A 19539-nucleotide genomic window follows, 5' to 3' on the forward strand; every position below is an offset into this window, starting at 1 on the left:
GTCGAACGAGGCGCCAGGTTGAGCTTCAATGCCAAGCTGCCCTCAAGGGCCTGCTTTTGGCCATTCTGCCGGGTGACTGCCTGGCGAGATCAACCGGAGGCGCGTTCTGCGCTCCGGGAGTCCCGAAGGTTCAGATCGTCCGAATGGAAGGGGCGCTGAAGTCACTGAAAAGGTGGTGGACGCACTAGGGTTCTAACCTAGCACCCGCTGGCTAAGAGCCTTCTTCCCGGATAGGCGCGCAACGGTCCACAAATTCGTCTTTTCCGTACATTCTCCGTACGACATGCCGCTCATCGACCTAAGTCGTTGATATTATGGCGCACCCGACAGGATTCGAACCTGTGGCCTCTGCCTTCGGAGGGCAGCGCTCTATCCAGCTGAGCTACGGGTGCGTGGCTGACCGCGCTTAATGGGCTTTGGCTTTGCCCGCAAGGCGGGTTCGGCGCCGGGCGGCGGGGTCTTGGGCCTGTAGCGGCAGAGGTCGACGATGACGCAGCGCCAGCATTCGGGCTTCCTCGCCTTGCAGACATAGCGGCCGTGAAGGATGAGGAGATGGTGGGCGTCGCGGCGATAGGGCGGCGGGGTTACCTTGTCGAGCTTCAGCTCCACCGCCAGCGGCGTCTTTCCCGGCGCGAGGCCGGTGCGGTTGGCGACGCGGAAGATGTGGGTGTCGACGGCGAAGGTTTCGTGGCCGAAGGCGGTGTTCATGACGACATTGGCGGTCTTGCGGCCGACGCCGGGAAGCCGCTCCAGCGCGTCCCGATCCTCCGGCACTTCGCCGCCATGCTCCTCGACGAGCATTTGGGAGAGGGCGATGACGTTCTTGGCCTTGGTGTTGAACAGGCCGATGGTCTTGATGTGCTGCTTCAATCCCTCTTCTCCAAGGTTCAGCATCGCCTGCGGTGTCTGTACCTTCTTGAAGAGCTCGCGAGTGGCGAGGTTGACACCCGCATCCGTCGCCTGGGCCGAAAGCACCACGGCGACGAGGAGCGTGTAGGTATTCACGTATTCGAGCTCGGTTTCGGGATTGGGGATGCGATCGGCGAGGCGCCGGTAGAGCTCCGCGATGTCGGCCTTGTTCATGGGAGGCGATCCAGAGCTGCGCCGAGGCGGGCGAGACCTTCCTCCAACCTCTCGGTGGGGCTGCCGACGCCCAGGCGGAAGCGGTCCGGCATCTCGAACCAGCGGCCGGGCACGACGGAGGTGTCATAGTCCGCTCGAAGAAGAGCCCGGAGCGGCTCGACGTCGCCGCCGCGCCAGCGCGGAAAGGTGGTGATCCCGTCCGTCATCGGCGTGCCGGCGAGATCGTCGCGACTTTCGAGGAAGCCATTGTAGAGGCCGCGGTTCCGCGCCAGGAGCGCGGGCGTTTCAGCCACCACCTCCGAGAGACGTTCGAAGGCGATGCAGGAGAGGCGTTCCGCGGGATGGGCCTGGGCGACGCCGAACAGTTCATTGAGCCGCCACATCGCTTCGGCGAGCGGCGGCGCGGCGAAGATCCAGCCGCAGCGAAGGCCGGAGAGACCGTAGACCTTGGTGAGGCTGCTCGTGCAGATGAAGTGATCGCCGAGATGGATGGCCGAGCGAGAGGAGCGATCGAAGGCGGAGTCGAGATAGACCTCGTCAACGAGGACGCGCGCGCCGACGCGCGCGGCGAGCTCGCCCACTTCGCGGAGCGTTGCCTCGTCGGCATAGGCGCCCGACGGATTGTGAAGGTTGGTGATGATGACGAGCCGCGTGGCGGGCGTCAGCGCCTGTGCTACCGCGTCCGGGTCGAGACGGAAACCTTCGTCCGGAGAGCGGACGAAACGCTTGACCCGGGCGCCCAGGAAGCCGGCGGCGGCGAGGAGCGGTTCGTAGACGGGATGCTCGATCAGCACTTCGTCGCCTGGCGTAATCAAGGTCGCGAGGGCGAGGAAGTTCGCCATCGAGGTGCCGTCGGCGGTCACCACGTGATCGGGCGCGACGCCATATTTGTCGCCGATCGCCTGGCGGAGCGGCAGGTATCGGTGACGGCTGGCGCCGTCCAGCTCCAGGTCCGCGATGGTGATGGGGAGGCGATCAAGCTTGTAGTGGGGGACTTCGCTGGAGCCGAGATCGAAGCGGGCCGGCGGCTGGTTCTTGGCCCAGTGCATGTAGTCGGAGCGCATGACGCGTTTGCTCATGCCGGGGATTTCTTGTTTCGGCGCTGCCAGTAGCGGCAGGCGGGAATGCCGGCGAGCAGGATCAGGAACCCGATGGCGCTGTTGATGGGGTGGCTGAAGACGGTGGCGATGACCACCAGGGCGCAGGCGGCGACAAAGAAGCCGGTGGTGAAGGGGTGGCCCGGAGTCTTGAAGCCTCGCGTCTCGCCTCGGTCGCGGCGCCGGAACACGAACAAAGCCGCGCCGGTGAGGCCGAACCAGATGAAGTCGACGGAGACGACATAGCTCAGGATTTGCCCATAGGTGCCGGAAAGGGCGACGGTGATGGCGGCGGCGCCCTGCAGCAGGATGGCGAAGACCGGAACGTGGGTGCGCGAGTGGACGTCGGCAATCTTGTCGAAGAAGAGGCCGTCCTCGGCCATGGCGAAATAGACACGCGGCGTGGTCAGCATGCCCTGGCTGAGGAAGCCGAGAGTCGAGATTGCAATGCCGAGCGCGATCAGGGTCGCGCCTCTCTCGCCGAGCGCCAGCCGCATCGCGTCGGTTGCGGGCGTCGCCGATTGGGCAAGGCCGGCCGGCCCCAGTGCATGGAGGCAGACGAAGGCGACGGCGGTGTAGAGCAGCACGACGCCGGTGACGCCGAGCAACAGACCCCGCCCCAGATCGCGGCCGGGGTTGCGCATCTCGCCAGCGACGAAGCCCGAGGTCTGCCAGCCGCCATAGGCGAACATGATGGGAGTCATGGCCGCGCCGATCGCGGCAAGCGTGCCGAGCGACACCGGCTCCGCCTCCGCGGGAGACCGGGCGATGTCGGGATGCGCGGTCGCGAACCACCAGCCGCCAAGGACGAGCGCGGCGATGGCCAGAATCTTGAGGACCATCAGCCCGCTCTGCACCGTGGCGCCCGTCCGGACGCCGAGGCAGTTGATGCCGGTCAGCAGCAGCAGCGCCGTCACCGCGACGGCGGCGGGGGCGAGCGGCAACTCGGTCAGCTCCAGGAAATAGCGGGCGAAGGTGATGGCGACGGCGGCCATGCCGCCCGACTGGATGACTAGCAGTAGCGACCAGCCATAAAGGAAAGCCGGCGTCGGACCGTAGGCGTCGCGCAGATAGGCATACTGCCCGCCCACCTCGGGACGCCGCGCGGCGAGCTCCGCATAGACGAAGGCGGCCGCCAGGGCGACGAGGCCGCCCAGCAGCCATAATCCGACGATGAGGAAAGGCGTGTCGACATGCCGCGCCACCTCGGCCGGGTTGACGAAGATGCCCGCCCCGATGATGCCGCCCATTACGAGCATCGTCACATCGAACAACCCAAGCCGCCGCTCCAAGCCCTCCTCGGTTATTGGCGGGGATTTGGAAGCCTCGTTCAATGGAAGCCCAGGACGTCGTTCATCGTGTAACGGCCGGCGGGCTTGTCCGCGAGCCAGAGGGCGGCCCGAATTGCGCCCTGGGCGAAGATGGCCCGGCTTTCGGCGCGGTGGCCGAGCTCGATCCGTTCGCCGTCGCCGGCGAAGATTACCTGATGGTCGCCGGCCACCGACCCGCCGCGCAGCGCCGCGAAGCCGATATGGCCGGCCTGTCGCTCGCCCATGCCGTCGCGGCCGCGATCGGAGACGGCGCTTAGGTCAATGCCGCGCCCTTCGGCCGCGGCCCAGCCGAGGAGCAGCCCCGTGCCGGAAGGCGCATCCTTCTTGTGCCGGTGATGCATCTCGACGATCTCGATGTCCCACTCCTCGCCAAGCCGCGCCGCCGTCTCGCGCACCAGATGGGTGAGCAGGTTGACGCCGAGCGAAGTGTTGGCCGCCTGCAACACGGCTATTTTTGTTGCCGCGTCGTCTATCATCCGTTGATGCTCCGGCGTGAGGCCCGTCGTGCCGATCACGATCGGCTTTTGAACCGCGAGCGCTTTACCAAGATGCTTTTCCAATGCGTCAGGCGCCGAGAAATCGATATAGACGTCGGGGGCGTCTTCCGCGACGGCGACGTCCGGTCGGTTCGCCAGCGCATTCGTGATCGCCCGACCCATGCGTCCACTCGCCCCGAACAGCGCGATCCGCATCATGAGCCAGGCCGGCCAAAGTTTATGACGTTCATGCAAATCGCCCTGAAAAATGCTTTCTTTTCAGTGGCCGCATCGAGGCTGGACGGACTGTGTCCGGAAACGGCGGGCAGCCTTGTATCTAATATCGCAACGTGCATGACAGGCAGCTTGGCGGAAAATCCACGTGTAGGAAAATGAAAATCGTGCGCGACATCCGGAACATCGTCGTCCTCACCGGAGCCGGCATTTCCGCCGAAAGCGGCGTCGCCACCTTTCGCGGGCCCGACGGACTGTGGGAGGGGCACCGTGTGGAGGACGTCGCTACGCCCGAGGCGTTCGAGCGCGATCCGGCGCTGGTGCAGGGCTTCTATGACGCGCGGCGGGCGAAGCTGGGGACGGTGGAGCCCAATGCGGCGCACGAGGCGCTGGCACGGCTGGACGTGGAATGGCCGGGCGAGCTGCTGATCGTGACGCAGAACGTCGACGACTTGCACGAGCGAGCAGGGGCGAAGCGGGTGCTGCACATGCATGGCGAGCTCAAATCCGCCTGGTGCCTGGCTTGCGACGGCCGGATTCCGTGGGAGCAGACGCTCGCCGACGGGCCGACCTGCGCGGCCTGTGGGGAAAGCGGGCGGCTACGCCCCGATATCGTCTGGTTCGGCGAAATCCCCTATCGGATGGACGAGATTGACGAGGCGCTGGGGCGGGCCGATCTTTTCGTTTCGATCGGCACGTCGGGGGCCGTCTATCCGGCCGCCGGCTTCGTTCAGACTGCCCGCTATGTCGGCGCGCGGACGCTTGAGATGAATCTGGAGCCGAGTCAGGCCAGCCCTTTTTTCGACGAAAGCCGAATGGGCCGGGCGGGGGAGCTGGTGCCGGCCTGGGTGGATGAATTGCTGAGCGGCGGAGGCGCGGAATGACGGAAAAGCTGATACTTCACGAATATTCGGCCTCAGGGAATTGCTACAAGGTCCGGCTGACGGCGGCCCATCTGGGGCTGGCGCTGGAGCGGTGCGAATATGACATATTGAAGGGCGAGACGCGGACGCCCGAGTTCCTGTCGCGAGTCAATGCCAATGGCCGGATTCCGGTGCTCCAGATCGGCGACCGCTTCATTCCGGAGAGCAACGCGGCCTGCTTCTATCTGGCGGATGGATCGGGCCTCATTCCCGCCGACCGCTTCGACCGCGCCGACATGCTGCGCTGGATGTTCTTCGAGCAATATAATCACGAACCGAACATCGCGACGATGCGCTTCTGGCTCGCTTATGTCGGCGAGGCGCGGCTGAGCGAGGCGCAGAGGGCACAGATTCCGGCCAAGCGTACGGCGGGCGAGGCGGCGCTGAAGCTGATGGACGAGCATCTGGCCGATCGCCGTTTCTTCATTGGCGACCACCTCAGCCTCGCCGATGTCGCCCTCTACGCCTACACGCATGTGGCCGACGAAGGCGGCTTTGCCCTATCCGATTTTCCGAATGTCGGGGAGTGGATGGGTCGCATCGCGCGGCTGCCCCGCCATGTGCCGATGACGGCCTGACACGACCACAAGTCTGGTCTTGCCTCGGAAAGCCTCAAGGCTTACATCGCCCACAACGCTTCGGCCGCTCCGGGAGGGGCGGCCCTTATTGTTTCTGGAGGACCGAAATGGCCCAGCCGCTCATGCCCCATGCGACCGCTTCCTGGCTGGTCGACAACACCGCGCTCAGCTTCGAGCAGATCGCCCAATTCTGCGGCCTGCACATCCTGGAAGTGCAGGCGATCGCCGACGATACCGCCGCCACGAAGCTCACGGGCCGCGATCCGCTGCGCGCCGGCGAGCTCACCCAGGAGGAAATCGAGCGCGGCCAAGCCGATCCCGATTATCGCCTCAAGATGCAGAAGGAGCCGGACAAGGTCGTCCGCACCAAGGGGCCGCGCTACACGCCGGTCTCCAAGCGGCAGGACAAGCCCGACGGCATCGCCTGGATCATCCGCAATCATCCGGAGATTTCGGACGGGCAAATCTCCAAGCTGATCGGCACGACGCGCACGACCATCGCGGCGATCCGGGACCGGACGCACTGGAACATCGCCAATATCCAGCCCAAGGATCCGGTCACGCTAGGCCTCACCTCCCAGCGTGAGCTCGACGCCATCGTCGCCAAGGCCGCCAAGGCGGCGGGCATCGAGCCAGCGCCGGTCGATGTGAATCTCGCCGGCGATCGCGCGGCGCTCATCACCGAGCTGCGCGCCGAACGCGAGGCCCATGCCCGCGAGGCTGAGGCCGCGCTGGCGGCCGAGCAGGCGGCGCAGAACGAGGGCGAAGAAGAGGGCGAAACCGCCAGCGCCGATCAGGGCTTTGTCGATCCGTTCAAGCGCTGAGATGGTTCGTTCGTCCCGAGCGCAGTCGAGGGGCGTACATGAAGAGTCCGGGCCAGCGCCCCTCGACTGCGCTCGGGACGAACGAGTCCTGAATTCGTGAAGCGGGCGGATAAGTCGTCGGCAACTCCAGATGCCTCGCTCGCCGATGACGGCGAGGCCTATAGCCACAAGGGGCTGACCTATCCGCTTGGCCGGAAGGGGCCGGAACCGGGCGAACTGATCCGGATCGCGGACGGCGTGGGCTGGGCGCGGCTGCCGGTGCCCTGGTCATTAAAGCACATCAATGTGTGGCTGCTCGACGATGGCGACGGCGTCGCCATCGTCGACACCGGTCTCGACATCGCGCCGTGCCGGGAGGCCTGGGAGACGCTTATCGCGGGTCCGCTGGCGGGCCGCAGCGTGACGCGGGTGATCTGCACGCATTTCCATCCCGACCATATCGGCCTTGCCGGCTGGCTGACGCGGCGGTTCGGCGTGCCGCTGTGGATGACGCGGGAGGAGTGGTTGTTCGCGCGGATGCTGACGGCCGACGTGCGTGATGCGCCGCCCGAGGAAGCCTTCGTCTATTGGCGCGCCGCCGGTTGGGATGAAAAGCGTATCGAGGCGGAGGCGACGAAAGGCTGGGGCCGCTTTTCCTCGGTCGTGAGTCCGATGCCGGTAAGCTTCGTGCGCGTGCGGGAGGGCGACACACTCCGCGTCGGCGATCGTGACTGGCGGGTGGTCATCGGCAGTGGCCATTGCCCCGAGCATGCCTGCCTGGTCGAAGAGGCGGGAGGGCTGATGATCGCCGGCGACCAGGTGCTGCCGCGTATCACGTCCAACGTATCGCTCAGCCTCAGCGAGCCCGAAGCGGACCCGCTCGGCGACTGGCTGGCCTCGATCGCGAAGCTCAAGGCGCTTGCCGACGACTTGCTCGTCCTTCCGTCGCATGGCGAGCCCTTCACAGGCCTGCACGCCCGCCTGGACGCGCTCGACGAGGGCCATCGCGGCCGGCTTGACGCGTTGCACGCCCATCTGGCGGAGCCGCGGCGGGCGGTGGACTGCTTCCCGATCCTGTTCGGGCGCAAGATCGACGATAACAGTCTAGGTCTCGCGACCGGCGAGGCCATGGCCCATCTCCGCCGGCTCGAGGTGGAGGAGAGGGCCGCGCGAGAGACGCAGGGCGGCGTCAACTGGTATCGCGCCGTCCGAGGGGGTTGAGGCGGGCCCGCCTTCCGTTTACGCGAACGTAATGAGCGAAGCGGGCGATATCTGGCGTACGGCCTACCGCCATCCCACCAACTGGGATCAGGACTTCCCGTTTTTGACCCTGCCCGAGATGTTCGAGGCGACCGCGCGGCGCGTCCCAAACGCCTGGGCGATCGATTTCATGGGCCGCAAATATAGCTACGCCGAGCTGGCGAGTGGGGTGGAGCGGGTCGCCTGCGGCCTTGCCCGGCTGGGCATCGGCAAGGGCGACAGGGTCGGGCTCTTCCTTCCCAACGTCCCCCATTATGTCGCGGCCTATTACGGAGCGATGAAATTGGGCGCTACGGTGGTCAATTTCTCGCCGCTCTACACGGTGCCGGAGCTCGCTGCGCAGATCGAGGATTCGGGGACGCGCGTCCTTTTCACCATCTCGGCCAGCGCGTTGCTGCCCAACGCGCTCGAGGTAATGGAATTGACCCGGCTCGAACGGCTCGTCGTCGGATCGGTGGCCGGGGCGCTGCCGCCGGCCAAATCCCTCCTCTACCGGCTGCTGAAGCGGAGCGAGATCGCGGAGCGGCCGGTCGGTGGCCGGGTCACTGCTTTTTCGGCGCTGATCGCCAATGACGGCCGATGCGAGATGCCGCCCGTCGACGCCCAGGATATCGCCCTCATCCAATATACCGGCGGGACGACCGGTACGCCCAAGGGGGCGATGCTGACCCATCAGAATCTCAGCGCCAATGCACGCCAGGTCGTCGTCATCGACCCCAAACCGGAGATCGAGGACCGCATCCTCGGCGTGCTTCCGCTGTTTCACGTTTTCGCCAACACATGCGTCCTCAACCGGACGATCGCGCGGGGGGGAGAGATGGTGCTGCTGCCGCGCTTCGATGCCGGCCAGACGCTCGCTGCGATCGAGCGCACGCGCCCCAGCTCCTTCCCCGGCGTTCCGACCATGTATCTGGCATTGCTCGATCACCCCAAGATCGCCGAGACCGACCTCTCCTCGCTGCGCGTCTGCATATCGGGGGGCGCGCCGCTCCCACTTGAGGTGAAGCAGCGCTTCGAGAGGAAGACCGGCGCACGGCTGGTCGAAGGCTACGGCCTCACCGAAAGCTCGGGCGTGGTGTCGACCAATCCCTATGAAGGCCTCAATAAGCCCGGGACGATCGGGCAGCCCATCCCGGGGACCCGTGTCAGGCTGGTGGACAAGGAGGATCCGGGCAAGCCCGCGCCGGAGGGCGAGCCGGGCGAGGTCGTCGTCCACGGGCCGCAGATCATGAAGGGCTATTGGAACCGCCCGGAATCGGATGCGGAGGTGTTCGTCGGCGGAGGCCTTCGCACGGGCGATGTCGGCCTCATCGACGAGGACGGCTATATCCGCATCGTTGATCGCCTGAAGGACATGATCGCCGTCGGCGGCTTCAAGGTCTTCCCGAGCCAGGTCGAGGCGATCCTCTACCAGCATGAGGCAGTCAAGGAGGCGCTCGTCATCGGTATTCCCGATGCCTATGCCGGCGAGCGGCCCAAGGCCTTCGTCACGCTCCAGGAAGGCACCGCGGCAACGGGGGAAGAGGTCATGGACTGGCTCAACCGGTCGCTCGGTAAGCACGAACGCGTCGTCGCCGTCGAAGTCCGCCTGAACCTTCCCAAGACGATGATCGGCAAATTGAGCCGCAAGGAGCTCCAGGCCGAGGAACGGGCGAAGGCGGGCGCTTGACCCCCAGGAGTGCGAGGGCCAATGCTGATCTCATGTCCGAACAGCCCGAAACCATTGCCCAATTGTCCTTCGAAGCAGCGCTGAAGCGGCTCGAGGAGATCGTCCGCACGCTGGAAAGCGGCGAGGCGCCGCTCGATGAATCGATCGCGCTTTACGAGGAAGGCGAGCGGTTGAAACAGCAGTGCGAGGCTCGGTTGAAGGCCGCGCAGGCGCGGATCGAGAAAATTCAGATCGGCCGCGATGGTCAGCCCACCGGCACTGCGCCCTTCGACGGCGAGTGACGCGCCGGTGGGGGAGGCGTTGGACAAGCTGAAACCCGCGCTCGCGGAAGTCGGCGCCGAGATCGACCGGCTGTTGGACAGCTTGCTCGCGGTGCCGGAGGACTCGCGGGACCGGCTCTATCACGCGATGCGCCATGCCGCGATCGGCGGCGGCAAGCGGCTGCGGCCCCTCCTGGTTGTCGCCGCGTGCGAGCTCTATCATGTCGACCGGAGGCGGGCGCTTCGCGTCGGCCTCGCCGTCGAATGCGTTCATGTCTATTCGCTGATCCACGACGATCTGCCCTGCATGGACGACGACGACCTTCGCCGCGGGCGGCCGACCGTGCACAAGGCCTGGGACGAGGCGACCGCCATTCTCGCCGGGGACTCTCTTCACGCCCTCGCTTTCGAAGTGCTGGCGGCCGAGGCGACTCACGGGGACCCGTTCGTTCGCGCCCAGCTCATCGCCGAGCTCGCGCGGGCGGCCGGCCCCTCCGGGATGGCGGGTGGCCAGATGATGGACCTGATGGCCGAAGAGTCGACGCTCGACTTGCCGGCCGTCACCCGTCTGCAGCAGCTCAAGACCGGCGCACTTATCGGCTTCTGCCTGGAAGCGGGAGCGATCATGGGACGCGTCCCGCCGGAGGGACGGACGCCCCTACGCGGCTATGCCCGCGATGTCGGTCTTGCTTTCCAGATCGCGGACGATCTCCTCGACGCGGAAGGCGAGGAAGCGAAGACCGGCAAGCGCGTCGGCAAGGATCGCAAGGCCGGCAAGGAAACCTTCGTCTCATTGCTGGGATCGGAGCGTGCCCGTCAGCAGGCGGAAGCACTCGTCGGCCAGGCGGCGGCGCATCTCCAGGCCTTCGGCGCCGAAGCCGACCTGCTCCGCGCCATCGCCCGCTTTGCCGTGGAGCGCGATCATTGATATTGGCGTCATTCCGGCGAAAGCCCGAACCCAAGAACACGACCATTGCCGATTTCTCGCCGACAGTGTTCTTGGGTCCCGGACCAGGTCCGGGATGACGTTTTGGGGAAAGTTATGACACGCACCGGCGTTTATCCCGGAACCTTCGATCCGATCACGCTCGGCCATATGGACATCATCCGGCGCGGCGCGCACCTGGTCGACCGGCTGGTGATCGGCGTCACGACCAATCCCGCCAAGTCGCCCATGTTCAGCGTCGAGGAACGGATGGACATGGTGCGACGCGAAGTGGCGCATCTCGGCCGCAATATCAGGGTCGTCTCGTTCGATTCCCTGCTGATGGACTTCGCCGAGCGGGAAGGCGCGTCGATGATCGTCCGCGGCCTGCGAGCCGTCGCCGACTTCGAGTATGAGTATCAGATGGCGGGGATGAACCAGCAACTCAACGATCGCATAGAGACCGTCTTCCTGATGGCCGACGTGTCGCTGCAGCCGATCGCGTCGCGGCTGGTGAAGGAGATCGCGCTTTATGGCGGCGAGATCCGCAAGTTCGTCCCGCCCGCCGTCGCCGATCAGGTACGGGCGCGGGTCGAAGCGATCGGCCGCAAGGGCTCATGAGCCGTTCAGGCTAGGATGGGCAAGGGTGCGGCGCTAAAGGGTGCGCACATAAAGATTCGGGTGAGGGCTCCATGTTTCTGAAATCATTGTTTACCGCCGTGGCGGGATTGCTGTTCGCGGGCGCCGCGGTCGCGCAGGAACCCGCGACGCTGGCGCCGTCGCCCGCCGTCACGCCGGAGCTGACGCCGGAAAATACGCTCCATCTTGACCTTTCCACGGGCGGCCGCGTCTCCATCCAGCTGAGGCCCGACTTCGCTCCCAACCACGTCGAGCGCATCAAGACGCTGACTCGACAAGGTTTTTACGACGGCCTCGTCTTCCATCGCGTGATCGAGGGCTTCATGGCGCAGACCGGCGATCCCACCGGGAGCGGCGAGGGTGGCTCCCAGCTTCCCGACCTCGAAGCCGAATTCAATGCCCTCCCGCACGTGCGCGGCGCCGTCTCGGCAGCGCGGACCAACGAGCCGAACACCGCCAACAGCCAATTCTTCATCATGCTCGCGCCACGCCTTTCGCTCGATCGCGAATATTCCCTCTTCGGCCGTGTCGTGAGCGGCATGGAGTATGTCGACGCCATCCAGCGCGGCGAGCCGCCCCCCAACCCCTCGCGCATCGTCCGCGCCTCGATCGGTTCCGACAATGTGCCGCCGATGAGCGTTGCAGAGTTGCGGGCCGCCGCTGCCCGGCAGGCCGCGGTCGCCGCCGCCGCGAAGCCTACTACCGCGCCGTTCGTCCAGTCGCTGACCGACGCACCGGCGACGCAGGCACCGACGACGGAGGCCCCGCCGGTAGAGACGCAGCCCGACGCAACCGCCGAGGCGGCGGTTGAAGCGGGGGCCGACCCAGCGATCGAGGCGCAGTCCGAGGCGGCGGCCGAAAAGACGCCCGAGGCGGCGGTTGAAGCGACACCCGACGCAGCGGTCGCAGCCCAGGCCGAGGCCGAGGCGGAAGAGGCCGAGGAGCCCGAGAGCGTCGACTCTCCCCAGGCCTAAGCGACGCGATGCGCGTCGATCTGTTCGACTTCGAGCTACCACCCGAGCGGATTGCGCTGAGGCCCGTAAGCCCGCGCGACAGCGCGCGGATGCTGGTCGTGCGACCCGACACGATCGAGGATTGCGTCGTCACCGATTTGGCCGGCCTGCTCCGGCCCGGCGATGTCCTCGTCTTCAACGACGCGCGCGTCATCCCGGCTCAGCTGGAAGGCCGGCGCGGCGAAGCCAAGGTCGGCGCGACGCTCCACAAGCGGGAAGGACCGCGCGAATGGCGGGCCTTCATCCGCAACGCCAAGCGAGTGCGCGACAAGGACCGGATCGACTTCGGCGAGGGTGTCGCCGCCATTGCCGACGACCGCGCCGACGACGGCAGCATGCGGCTCGTCTTCGAGGGTGACGAACCTATGGAGCTGCTGCTGGAGCGGGCCGGGCGGATGCCGCTGCCGCCCTATATCGCCGGCAAGCGCGAAGCGGACGAGCGCGACGCGAGCGATTACCAGACCATGTTCGCCCGCGAAGAGGGCGCCGTCGCCGCCCCGACGGCCGCGCTTCATTTCACACCGGGTCTCATGGACACGCTCGAGGGCGCGGGCGTTGCTCACGAAACCCTCACCCTTCATGTCGGCGCCGGCACGTTTCTTCCCGTGAAGGCGAAGGACACCGAAAGCCACGTCATGCACAGCGAATGGGGCCGCATCGACGCCGCCACGGCCGACAGGCTGGACGCCGCGCGGACGAAGGGCGGCCGCATCATCCCCGTGGGTACGACGTCGCTCCGCCTCCTCGAAAGCGCGGCCGACGAAACGGGAAAGATTCATCCTTTCGAGGGCGACACCGCCATCTTCATCACCCCCGGCTACCGCTTTCGCGCGACGGACGGCCTCATCACCAACTTCCACCTGCCGCGTTCGACCCTGTTCATGCTGGTTTCGGCGCTGATGGGCCGCGAGCGGATGCAGGCTGCATACGCCCACGCGATAGCGAGCGGCTACCGCTTCTACAGCTATGGAGATGCCAGCCTTTTGCTGCCTGCTTGACGTCCTACAGGGCGCTTACTTGTCGGCGCGACCATAATCGTCGCGCGTGATTGAAGGCCCTCGCCCGAGCTGATGAGCGCTCATGCGCCAACCGCTTCCGGACGCAGCTCCCCCTGATCCATCTAGCTGCCGGTCGCCCACGGCTTCATCTCGCCTTTAGTTGACATCGTCAACTAAAGCGCCATTATTCGCGGATGGAAGATGCCGTCACGGCCCTGCGCGCCTTCAACCGCTTTCACACCCGCTTCGTGGGCGCGCTCGACGCCCATTACATGCAGACCGACCTGTCGCTGGTCGAGGCGCGGCTGCTCTACGAGATCGCCCATCGCGACGCGCCGGTGGCGTCGGAGCTGCAGGCGGAGCTGGGGCTCGATGCGGGCTATGTCAGCCGGTTGTTGCGTCGGTTCCAGGCGCACGGCTGGATCAGCCGCGGGCGCGGCAAGGATGCGCGCCGGCGGCCGATCGCCAGCACCTCGGCGGGGCGGGAGGCGTTCGACGCCCTCGACCGCCGCACGCGGGCGGAAGTGGAGGCGCGGATCGCGCCGTTGGGCGCCACAGATCGCGCGACGCTGGTAAAGGCGCTGGACATGGCGCGCGCGCTGCTAGGCGGCGGGGAAAGACCGGGCTGGACCCTGCGCACCTTTCGGGCCGGCGACATGGGAATGATCGCCGCGCGCCAGTCGATCCTCTATGCCGAAGGCTGGGGCTGGGGCCGTCCGATGGAGATATTGCAGGGCGAGGTCACGACCGCCTTCCTCCGCGACTTCAAGCCGGGGCGCGAGCAATGCTGGGTGGCCGAGCGCGCCGGCATGATGGCGGGTTCGGTGCTCCTGGTCGATGGCGGTGACGGTATCGCCAGGCTGCGCCTGCTCTATGTTGAGCCGTGGGCGCGAGGGCTCGGCATCGGCCAGGCGCTGGTCGCCGAGTGCATCGCCTTCGCCCGCGCCGCCGGCTACGCCAGGATGCAGCTCTGGACCCACAGTGTGCTTCTGAGCGCCCGCCGCATTTACGCCGCGGCGGGCATGAAGATCGTCAAGGAAGAGACGCACGAGGCCTTCGGCAAACCCGAAGAGGGCGAGATTTGGGAGATGAAGCTCTAACGCGCTCGCACCAACGTCCCTCGACTTCGCCTGGGACGAACGGCTAGGGGGCGGCATGTTCGGTCGTCCTCGATTTTCCTTTTCCATCTCCGCCACCGATGGCGCCGCGCGCACCGGCCTTATTTCGATGAAGCGGGGCGATATCCGCACGCCGGCCTTCATGCCGGTCGGCACCGCCGCCACCGTCAAGGCGATGAAGCCGAAGGACGTGCGCGCCTCGGGTGCCGACATCATCCTCGGCAATACCTATCACCTGATGCTCCGCCCGGGTGCCGAGCGGGTGGCGCGGCTGGGCGGACTCCACGACTTCATGGGCTGGGAGCGGCCGATCCTCACCGACAGCGGCGGCTATCAGGTGATGAGCCTCTCGGACCTCCGCAAAATGAGCGAGGAGGGGGTGAGCTTCAAAAGCCACCTCGACGGGTCCGCGCACATGCTGACGCCCGAGCGGTCGATGGAGATACAGCGGCTGCTGGACTCCGACATCGTCATGGCGTTCGACGAATGCACGCCCTTTCCCGCCACGCGGGACGAGGCGGCCTTCTCGATGGAGCGTTCGATGCGCTGGGCCAAGCGTTCGCGCGAGGGATTCGACGCCGGCGCGGAGCATGCCTCCGTCGCGGCCCTGTTCGGCATCCAGCAGGGTTCGATGCACGAGGATCTGCGCAGGGCATCGGCTGAGCGTCTGATCGACGTCGGCTTCGATGGCTATGCGGTCGGCGGGCTTGCCGTGGGCGAGGGGCAGGAAGAGATGCTCCGCGTCCTCGATTTCGCCGTCCCCATGCTTCCTGGCGACCGCCCGCGCTACCTGATGGGCGTCGGCAAGCCCGACGATATCGTGGGCGCGGTCGAGCGAGGTATCGACATGTTCGACTGCGTGCTTCCCACCCGCTCCGGCCGCACCGGCCAGGCGTTCACGCGCGACGGCCCGATCAACATCAAGAACGCCAAGTTCGCCGAGGATTCAGATCCACTCGATCCCGATTGCCGCTGCCCCGTCTGTGGCCAGTGGAGCCGGGCCTATCTCCACCACCTCATCCGCTCGGGCGAAATATTGGGCGCCATGCTGATGACGGAGCATAATCTCAACTTCTACCAGGCGCTGATGGCAGACCTTCGCGAGGCGATCGGGGAGGGCCGGTTCCGCGCCTTCGCCGAAGCGTTCAGGGCCCGATATCTCGAAACCTAGGCGGCACTCGCCAGCGGCAGCAGTTGGGCCGTCGTGACGACATCGCAGAACTCATAAGCCAGCGTCGCGACATGGGCGTCGTGGATCGCGCGGCCGGGAATGATCCCGCCCCCGCCGTTCGGAAGGTCGAAACAGTCGCAGGCGTCGGCGACCAGCACCATCTTCCAGCCGAGATTGGCGCCGGTTCGGACCGTGGTGGAGACGCACATGTCGGTCGATATGCCGAACGCGACCACCGTGTCGGCACCCAAGCGCCGGAGCCTCAAGTCCAGGTCGGTGCCGATGAAGGCGGAGTTGACGCTTTTGGACAGCACGGGCTCTTCGGCGAACGGCTCGAAGCCGGCGCGGAAGTCGTTGCCGGGCTGGCCCGGGGCGAGGGAGGAGCCGGGCTCGACCGAATCATGGCGGACGTGAATGATCGGGCGACCGATGGCGCGCCAACCGCCGAGCAAGGCCAGTGCGTTGGCTTCGAAATCAGGATTCCACCTCCTTGGCCAGCGGGGGTCGTCGAATCCTCTCTGAATGTCGATGGGGAGCAACACGGCGCAGTCGAGGTCGGGTATCATGGTGATCTCCTTTCCCACGGGGTCTTGCCCGCTCGTCCTGCCGCTTTCATTAGGCAATAAGGCGGGAGCGCCGGCAAAATGCCGGCTCGGGAGGCTATGGTGGACGACAAGGACAAGCTGCTGCTCACGTTGCTGACGCGCGATGCCCGGCGCCCGATCGTGGCCTTGGCGCGCGACCTGGGCCTTTCGCGAAGCGCCACTCAGGAGCGTCTTGCCAAGCTCCAGGCCTCCGGAGCCATCACCGGCTTCACGCTGGCTGAGGGCAGCGCCGTCGGCGGGCGTGAGAGCGCCTGGTTGATGGTGCGGTTCGAACCCGGAAAGCGCTGCGCGGACGTCGTGCCGAAGCTGAAGCGTATTCCCACTATCGCCGCCATCCATTCCGTCAGCGGTGCCATCGACCTCATTCTTCGTGTCGACGGCGAGGATGTAGCCGCGATCGAGGCCAGCCGGTCGGCCGTCGCCGCTGTTCCGGGCGTCGCCGAAGTCACCACCCACATCGTCCTGGAACGCCATCTCGATTGAGATCGGCCGACCTGGCTCAATGTCAAAATGCCGTGCAGCCATCCAGCTGTCACATTCCCGCATTGGTTGAGTCTTTGAAAGGCGCGACCCGCTGACACGGCCGTCGTCCATCAAGTCCTTCGCTACAGGCGCATCGACAGGGGCTTGCAATGGACGATTCACATATGTTTCCAATGGGCTATTCGGACGGAGATGTCGACACCAACCTCTCTGGCAATACGCCTTTCGCCAGCATCGTCAGCGAGCGCTATTCGCGGCGTCAGACGATGTTCGGGGGTGTCGCGGCCCTGACCACCGCCGTTCTTTCGACGAGCCTGCTTGCGGCCTGCGATGACGATAAAGAAGGCGGCAGCCCGAATGTCGATGCGGGCCAGGACGCGCAGACGAATTCCGGGCGAGTCGTCGCCCTGACCGGTACCACGGGCGGCGATCCCGATTCGGCGGGATGGGAGCAGGTGTCGGGCCCCGAGGTCGTGCTGACCAATGCCGACACCGCCACCGCCAGCTTCATCGCGCCCAGCGTCGCCGATTCGACGCCGCTGGTTTTCCGCTTCACCGCCACCGACGCGCGCGGACGGGAGAGTTCCGACGAGAGCACGGTCACCGTCAGCCCCGCCCGCCTCGGCTTCGAGGCCGTGGCGAAGAGCCTCGACGACAAGGTGATCGTGCCGGAAGGCTACAGCGTCACCGTTCTCTATCGACTGGGCGATCCCATCAAGGCGGGCGTATCCGCCTACTCCAACAATGGCAGCGATAGCGACTTCGACGGCCGCGCCGGCGATCATCACGACGCGCTTTATTATTATGGCCTCTCCACATCGGGGAACGGCCGCGACGACAACAACAGCAATCGCGGCCTCCTGGTGATGAATCATGAGAATATCACCCAGGACTTCCTGCATCCGAGCGGTCCGAGTCCGGCGCCGCGCCCGGAGGCGGAGGCGCTGAAGGAGATGGAGGCGCACGGCGTCAGCGTCGTCGAGGTGAATCGCGACGCCGCCGGCGGCTGGACCTATGCGCAGGGTTCGGCCCTGAACCGCCGTGTCACGCCGTTGATCGAGGTCGACATCAACGGGCCTGCTGGCGGCAGCCCGAACATGCGCACGCGCTTTTCTCCCGACGGCACCGCGGGTCGGGGTACGATCAACAACTGCGCCAACGGCTTCACGCCCTGGGGCACCAACATCACCTGCGAGGAGAACTGGGCCTACTATTTCCGACGCGACTATGGCGATGACGCGGCCCGGACGCCGGCACAGGCGACGGCGCTCAGCCGCTACGGCGTCAGCGAGGGCAATGGTGGGAATTTCGCCTGGACGACCGTCCAGCCCGCCGATCCCGACAACACCGTCTTTTCGCGCTGGAACGCGACCGTCGACCCTGGCGCAGCCGACGCGACCGAGGATTTCCGCAACGAGCCTAACCAGTTCGGCTGGGTCGTCGAAATCGACCCCTACGATCCTTCGAAAGCGCCTCGCAAGCGCACGGCGCTCGGCCGTTTCGGCCATGAGGGCTGCTGGCCCGGACTTTTCACCGCCGGCCGGCGCCCCGCCTTCTACATGGGCGACGACGGCCGCGGCGAATATATCTACAAGTTCGTCTCTTCGACGCCCTGGACCGAGAGCGATGCCCAGTCGGACGATCGACTTGCGATCGGCGACAAATATCTGGACGAAGGCACGCTCTATGTCGCGCGCTTCAGTGCCGACGGCACGGGCGTATGGCTGCCGCTGGTCTTCGGGCAAGGACCGCTCGCTCCGGGTAACGCGGACTATTCCTTCCAGGATCAGGCAGACGTCCTCATCCATGCCCGGCTCGCCGCGGACGCGCTCGGCGCGACGCCGATGGACCGGCCGGAATGGAGCGCGGCCAATCCGGTCAACGGCGAAATCTACTTCACGCTGACCAACAGCAACGCGTCGAAACGCCCATTGAACGGCACCGACGCCCCCAATCCGCGCCATTACAACGACCTGAAAGAAGGCGACGACCAGTTCGGCAATCCCAACGGGCATATCCTGCGTATGAAGGAGGCCGGCGACAGTGGCGAAGCGAGCGGCTTCGAATGGGATATCTACGCCTTCGGAGCGGGGGCCGATCTCGATCCCAACAATGTCAACATCTCGATGCTCGACGCGATGAACGACTTCTCCAGTCCTGACGGCCTGTGGTTCTCGCGGCCGAGCAACCCTGCCGGTCTCGTCAATCCGGTCCTCTGGATCCAGACTGACGACGGCGCCTATACCGACGTCACCAATTGCATGATGCTCGCCGCCATGCCGGGCCAGGTCGGAGACGGCGGGCCCGTCACCATCACCAATGTCGGAGCGGGCGGCGCAATGGCCAGCCAGGCAACGAACGTCGGCCAGGCCCCCGGCACCAACATGCGGCGGTTCCTGGTGGGACCGAAGGAGTGCGAGATCACCGGCATCGACTCCACGCCCGACGGCCGCGCGCTGTTCGTCAACATCCAGCATCCCGGCGAGGACGGGAACAGCAACTGGCCGGCGAGCCAGTCCGACAACTCCGCCTCGTCGCGCCCGCGCTCGGCGACCATCGTCATCACCAAGGACGACGGCGGAATCGTGGCTCTGTAAGCGGCGTCCGGCCACCGCTTCCGCAGCCGCGGCGGACCGGAAGCGCCTTTAGCCTCAACGCCACCTTTCACGCGGATCAGGTCCGCATCGAGGGCGAACGCAGGGCCTTCGAGCGCGGCTCCGACGACGGATTCTGGGTGCGAAGTCATTTCTGCCCGTCGTGCGGCGTCACGGTCGCCTACGAGATCGAGCGCCGGCCCGGCCTGATTTCGATTCGGTGGGGACATTCGCCGACCCGGAATTTCCGGAACCGCGTTTCTCAGTCTACGAGAACCG

General features: G+C 66.1%; 18 protein-coding genes, 1 tRNA gene and 2 pseudogenes. 15 read left to right on the forward strand and 6 right to left on the reverse strand.

Features of this window, described 5'->3' with window-relative positions; all coding sequences use genetic code 11:
- Window positions 1-315 precede the first annotated feature (315 nt).
- From VIR62_RS13395 to dapB, 5 genes are all read right to left on the reverse strand, one after another.
- Window positions 316-392, reverse strand: a tRNA-Arg gene (locus tag VIR62_RS13395).
- On the reverse strand, window positions 370-1083 hold the full coding sequence (gene nth / locus VIR62_RS13400) for an endonuclease III (RefSeq protein WP_431872044.1): 714 nt from the start codon (window positions 1081-1083) through the stop codon (window positions 370-372). The genes VIR62_RS13395 and nth overlap by 23 nt, the downstream gene beginning before the upstream one ends.
- On the reverse strand, window positions 1080-2162 hold the full coding sequence (locus VIR62_RS13405; protein WP_431872046.1) for a pyridoxal phosphate-dependent aminotransferase: 1083 nt from the start codon (window positions 2160-2162) through the stop codon (window positions 1080-1082). Before VIR62_RS13405 ends, nth begins: the two co-directional genes overlap by 4 nt.
- On the reverse strand, window positions 2159-3472 hold the full coding sequence (locus VIR62_RS13410; RefSeq protein ID WP_431872048.1) for an APC family permease: 1314 nt from the start codon (window positions 3470-3472) through the stop codon (window positions 2159-2161). Before VIR62_RS13410 ends, VIR62_RS13405 begins: the two co-directional genes overlap by 4 nt.
- A 38-nt stretch (window positions 3473-3510) precedes the next feature.
- A complete protein-coding gene (gene dapB, locus VIR62_RS13415; protein ID WP_431872050.1) occupies window positions 3511-4206 on the reverse strand; it encodes a 4-hydroxy-tetrahydrodipicolinate reductase in 696 nt (231 codons plus the stop codon).
- Window positions 4207-4388: 182 nt separating this feature from the next.
- Between dapB and VIR62_RS13420 the strand changes: the two genes are divergently transcribed.
- The 12 genes and pseudogenes from VIR62_RS13420 to tgt all read left to right on the forward strand — a co-directional run bounded on the left by VIR62_RS13420 (window position 4389) and on the right by tgt (window position 15578).
- Complete coding sequence (locus tag VIR62_RS13420; RefSeq protein ID WP_431872052.1) at window positions 4389-5105, forward strand: NAD-dependent deacylase; 717 nt, start codon at window positions 4389-4391, stop codon at window positions 5103-5105.
- Window positions 5102-5722 carry a glutathione S-transferase family protein gene (locus tag VIR62_RS13425; protein ID WP_431872054.1) on the forward strand — a complete coding sequence of 207 codons (621 nt, stop codon included), beginning with the start codon at window positions 5102-5104 and terminating at the stop codon, window positions 5720-5722. The genes VIR62_RS13420 and VIR62_RS13425 overlap by 4 nt, the downstream gene beginning before the upstream one ends.
- A gap of 107 nt (window positions 5723-5829) precedes the next feature.
- On the forward strand, window positions 5830-6546 hold the full coding sequence (locus VIR62_RS13430; RefSeq protein WP_431872056.1) for a DUF1013 domain-containing protein: 717 nt from the start codon (window positions 5830-5832) through the stop codon (window positions 6544-6546).
- A gap of 96 nt (window positions 6547-6642) precedes the next feature.
- Complete coding sequence (locus tag VIR62_RS13435; protein ID WP_431872058.1) at window positions 6643-7746, forward strand: MBL fold metallo-hydrolase; 1104 nt, start codon at window positions 6643-6645, stop codon at window positions 7744-7746.
- Window positions 7747-7777: 31 nt separating this feature from the next.
- Complete coding sequence (locus tag VIR62_RS13440) at window positions 7778-9454, forward strand: long-chain-fatty-acid--CoA ligase (RefSeq protein WP_431872060.1); 1677 nt, start codon at window positions 7778-7780, stop codon at window positions 9452-9454.
- 32 nt (window positions 9455-9486) lie between these two features.
- Window positions 9487-9735 carry an exodeoxyribonuclease VII small subunit gene (locus VIR62_RS13445; protein WP_431872062.1) on the forward strand — a complete coding sequence of 83 codons (249 nt, stop codon included), beginning with the start codon at window positions 9487-9489 and terminating at the stop codon, window positions 9733-9735.
- Window positions 9695-10642 (forward strand): polyprenyl synthetase family protein, encoded by a 948-nt coding sequence (locus VIR62_RS13450; protein ID WP_431872063.1) that lies wholly within the window; start codon window positions 9695-9697, stop codon window positions 10640-10642. Before VIR62_RS13445 ends, VIR62_RS13450 begins: the two co-directional genes overlap by 41 nt.
- 114 nt (window positions 10643-10756) lie before the next feature.
- Window positions 10757-11260 carry a pantetheine-phosphate adenylyltransferase gene (gene coaD / locus VIR62_RS13455; RefSeq protein WP_431872065.1) on the forward strand — a complete coding sequence of 168 codons (504 nt, stop codon included), beginning with the start codon at window positions 10757-10759 and terminating at the stop codon, window positions 11258-11260.
- A 71-nt stretch (window positions 11261-11331) separates the two neighbouring features.
- Window positions 11332-11967: pseudogene (locus tag VIR62_RS13460) on the forward strand (peptidylprolyl isomerase); the annotation flags it as partial.
- Between the two features lie 293 nt (window positions 11968-12260).
- On the forward strand, window positions 12261-13289 hold the full coding sequence (queA, locus tag VIR62_RS13465; RefSeq protein ID WP_431872067.1) for a tRNA preQ1(34) S-adenosylmethionine ribosyltransferase-isomerase QueA: 1029 nt from the start codon (window positions 12261-12263) through the stop codon (window positions 13287-13289).
- Window positions 13290-13483: 194 nt separating this feature from the next.
- Window positions 13484-14389, forward strand: a complete 906-nt coding sequence (locus VIR62_RS13470) for a bifunctional helix-turn-helix transcriptional regulator/GNAT family N-acetyltransferase (protein WP_431872068.1) — start codon at window positions 13484-13486, stop codon at window positions 14387-14389.
- A gap of 55 nt (window positions 14390-14444) precedes the next feature.
- Complete coding sequence (tgt, locus tag VIR62_RS13475) at window positions 14445-15578, forward strand: tRNA guanosine(34) transglycosylase Tgt (protein ID WP_431872070.1); 1134 nt, start codon at window positions 14445-14447, stop codon at window positions 15576-15578.
- Here tgt and VIR62_RS13480 read toward each other — a convergent pair.
- Window positions 15575-16144, reverse strand: a complete 570-nt coding sequence (locus VIR62_RS13480) for a cysteine hydrolase family protein (protein WP_431872072.1) — start codon at window positions 16142-16144, stop codon at window positions 15575-15577. The two genes, tgt and VIR62_RS13480, sit on opposite strands and share 4 nt — an antisense overlap.
- A 99-nt stretch (window positions 16145-16243) precedes the next feature.
- Here VIR62_RS13480 and VIR62_RS13485 point away from each other — a divergent pair, with 99 nt between their 5' ends.
- From VIR62_RS13485 to VIR62_RS13495, 3 genes and pseudogenes are all read left to right on the forward strand, one after another.
- Entirely contained in the window at window positions 16244-16666 is a 423-nt protein-coding gene (locus VIR62_RS13485) for an Lrp/AsnC family transcriptional regulator (RefSeq protein ID WP_431872074.1), read from the forward strand.
- A 149-nt stretch (window positions 16667-16815) separates the two neighbouring features.
- A complete protein-coding gene (locus VIR62_RS13490; protein WP_431872076.1) occupies window positions 16816-19263 on the forward strand; it encodes an alkaline phosphatase PhoX in 2448 nt (815 codons plus the stop codon).
- A pseudogene (locus VIR62_RS13495) lies at window positions 19167-19478 on the forward strand (GFA family protein); the annotation flags it as partial. The gene VIR62_RS13490 and the pseudogene VIR62_RS13495, both read left to right, overlap by 97 nt.
- Window positions 19479-19539: the final 61 nt, after the last annotated feature.

Source organism: Allosphingosinicella sp., assembly GCF_036570505.1.
Classification (GTDB): Bacteria; Pseudomonadota; Alphaproteobacteria; order Sphingomonadales; family Sphingomonadaceae; genus Allosphingosinicella.

Excerpts from the sequence above, each read along its gene's own strand:
- VIR62_RS13490 (WP_431872076.1), top strand. The coding sequence starts at position 16,816 with ATGGACGATTCACATATGTTTCCAATGGGCTATTCGGACGGAGATGTC.
- VIR62_RS13405 (WP_431872046.1), bottom strand. The coding sequence starts at position 2,162 with ATGAGCAAACGCGTCATGCGCTCCGACTACATGCACTGGGCCAAGAAC.
- VIR62_RS13470 (WP_431872068.1), top strand. The coding sequence starts at position 13,484 with ATGGAAGATGCCGTCACGGCCCTGCGCGCCTTCAACCGCTTTCACACC.
- coaD (WP_431872065.1), top strand. The coding sequence starts at position 10,757 with ATGACACGCACCGGCGTTTATCCCGGAACCTTCGATCCGATCACGCTC.
- VIR62_RS13450 (WP_431872063.1), top strand. The coding sequence starts at position 9,695 with ATGGTCAGCCCACCGGCACTGCGCCCTTCGACGGCGAGTGACGCGCCG.
- VIR62_RS13445 (WP_431872062.1), top strand. The coding sequence starts at position 9,487 with ATGTCCGAACAGCCCGAAACCATTGCCCAATTGTCCTTCGAAGCAGCG.
- VIR62_RS13430 (WP_431872056.1), top strand. The coding sequence starts at position 5,830 with ATGGCCCAGCCGCTCATGCCCCATGCGACCGCTTCCTGGCTGGTCGAC.
- nth (WP_431872044.1), bottom strand. The coding sequence starts at position 1,083 with ATGAACAAGGCCGACATCGCGGAGCTCTACCGGCGCCTCGCCGATCGC.
- VIR62_RS13425 (WP_431872054.1), top strand. The coding sequence starts at position 5,102 with ATGACGGAAAAGCTGATACTTCACGAATATTCGGCCTCAGGGAATTGC.
- tgt (WP_431872070.1), top strand. The coding sequence starts at position 14,445 with ATGTTCGGTCGTCCTCGATTTTCCTTTTCCATCTCCGCCACCGATGGC.
- dapB (WP_431872050.1), bottom strand. The coding sequence starts at position 4,206 with ATGATGCGGATCGCGCTGTTCGGGGCGAGTGGACGCATGGGTCGGGCG.
- queA (WP_431872067.1), top strand. The coding sequence starts at position 12,261 with ATGCGCGTCGATCTGTTCGACTTCGAGCTACCACCCGAGCGGATTGCG.
- VIR62_RS13480 (WP_431872072.1), bottom strand. The coding sequence starts at position 16,144 with ATGATACCCGACCTCGACTGCGCCGTGTTGCTCCCCATCGACATTCAG.
- VIR62_RS13440 (WP_431872060.1), top strand. The coding sequence starts at position 7,778 with ATGAGCGAAGCGGGCGATATCTGGCGTACGGCCTACCGCCATCCCACC.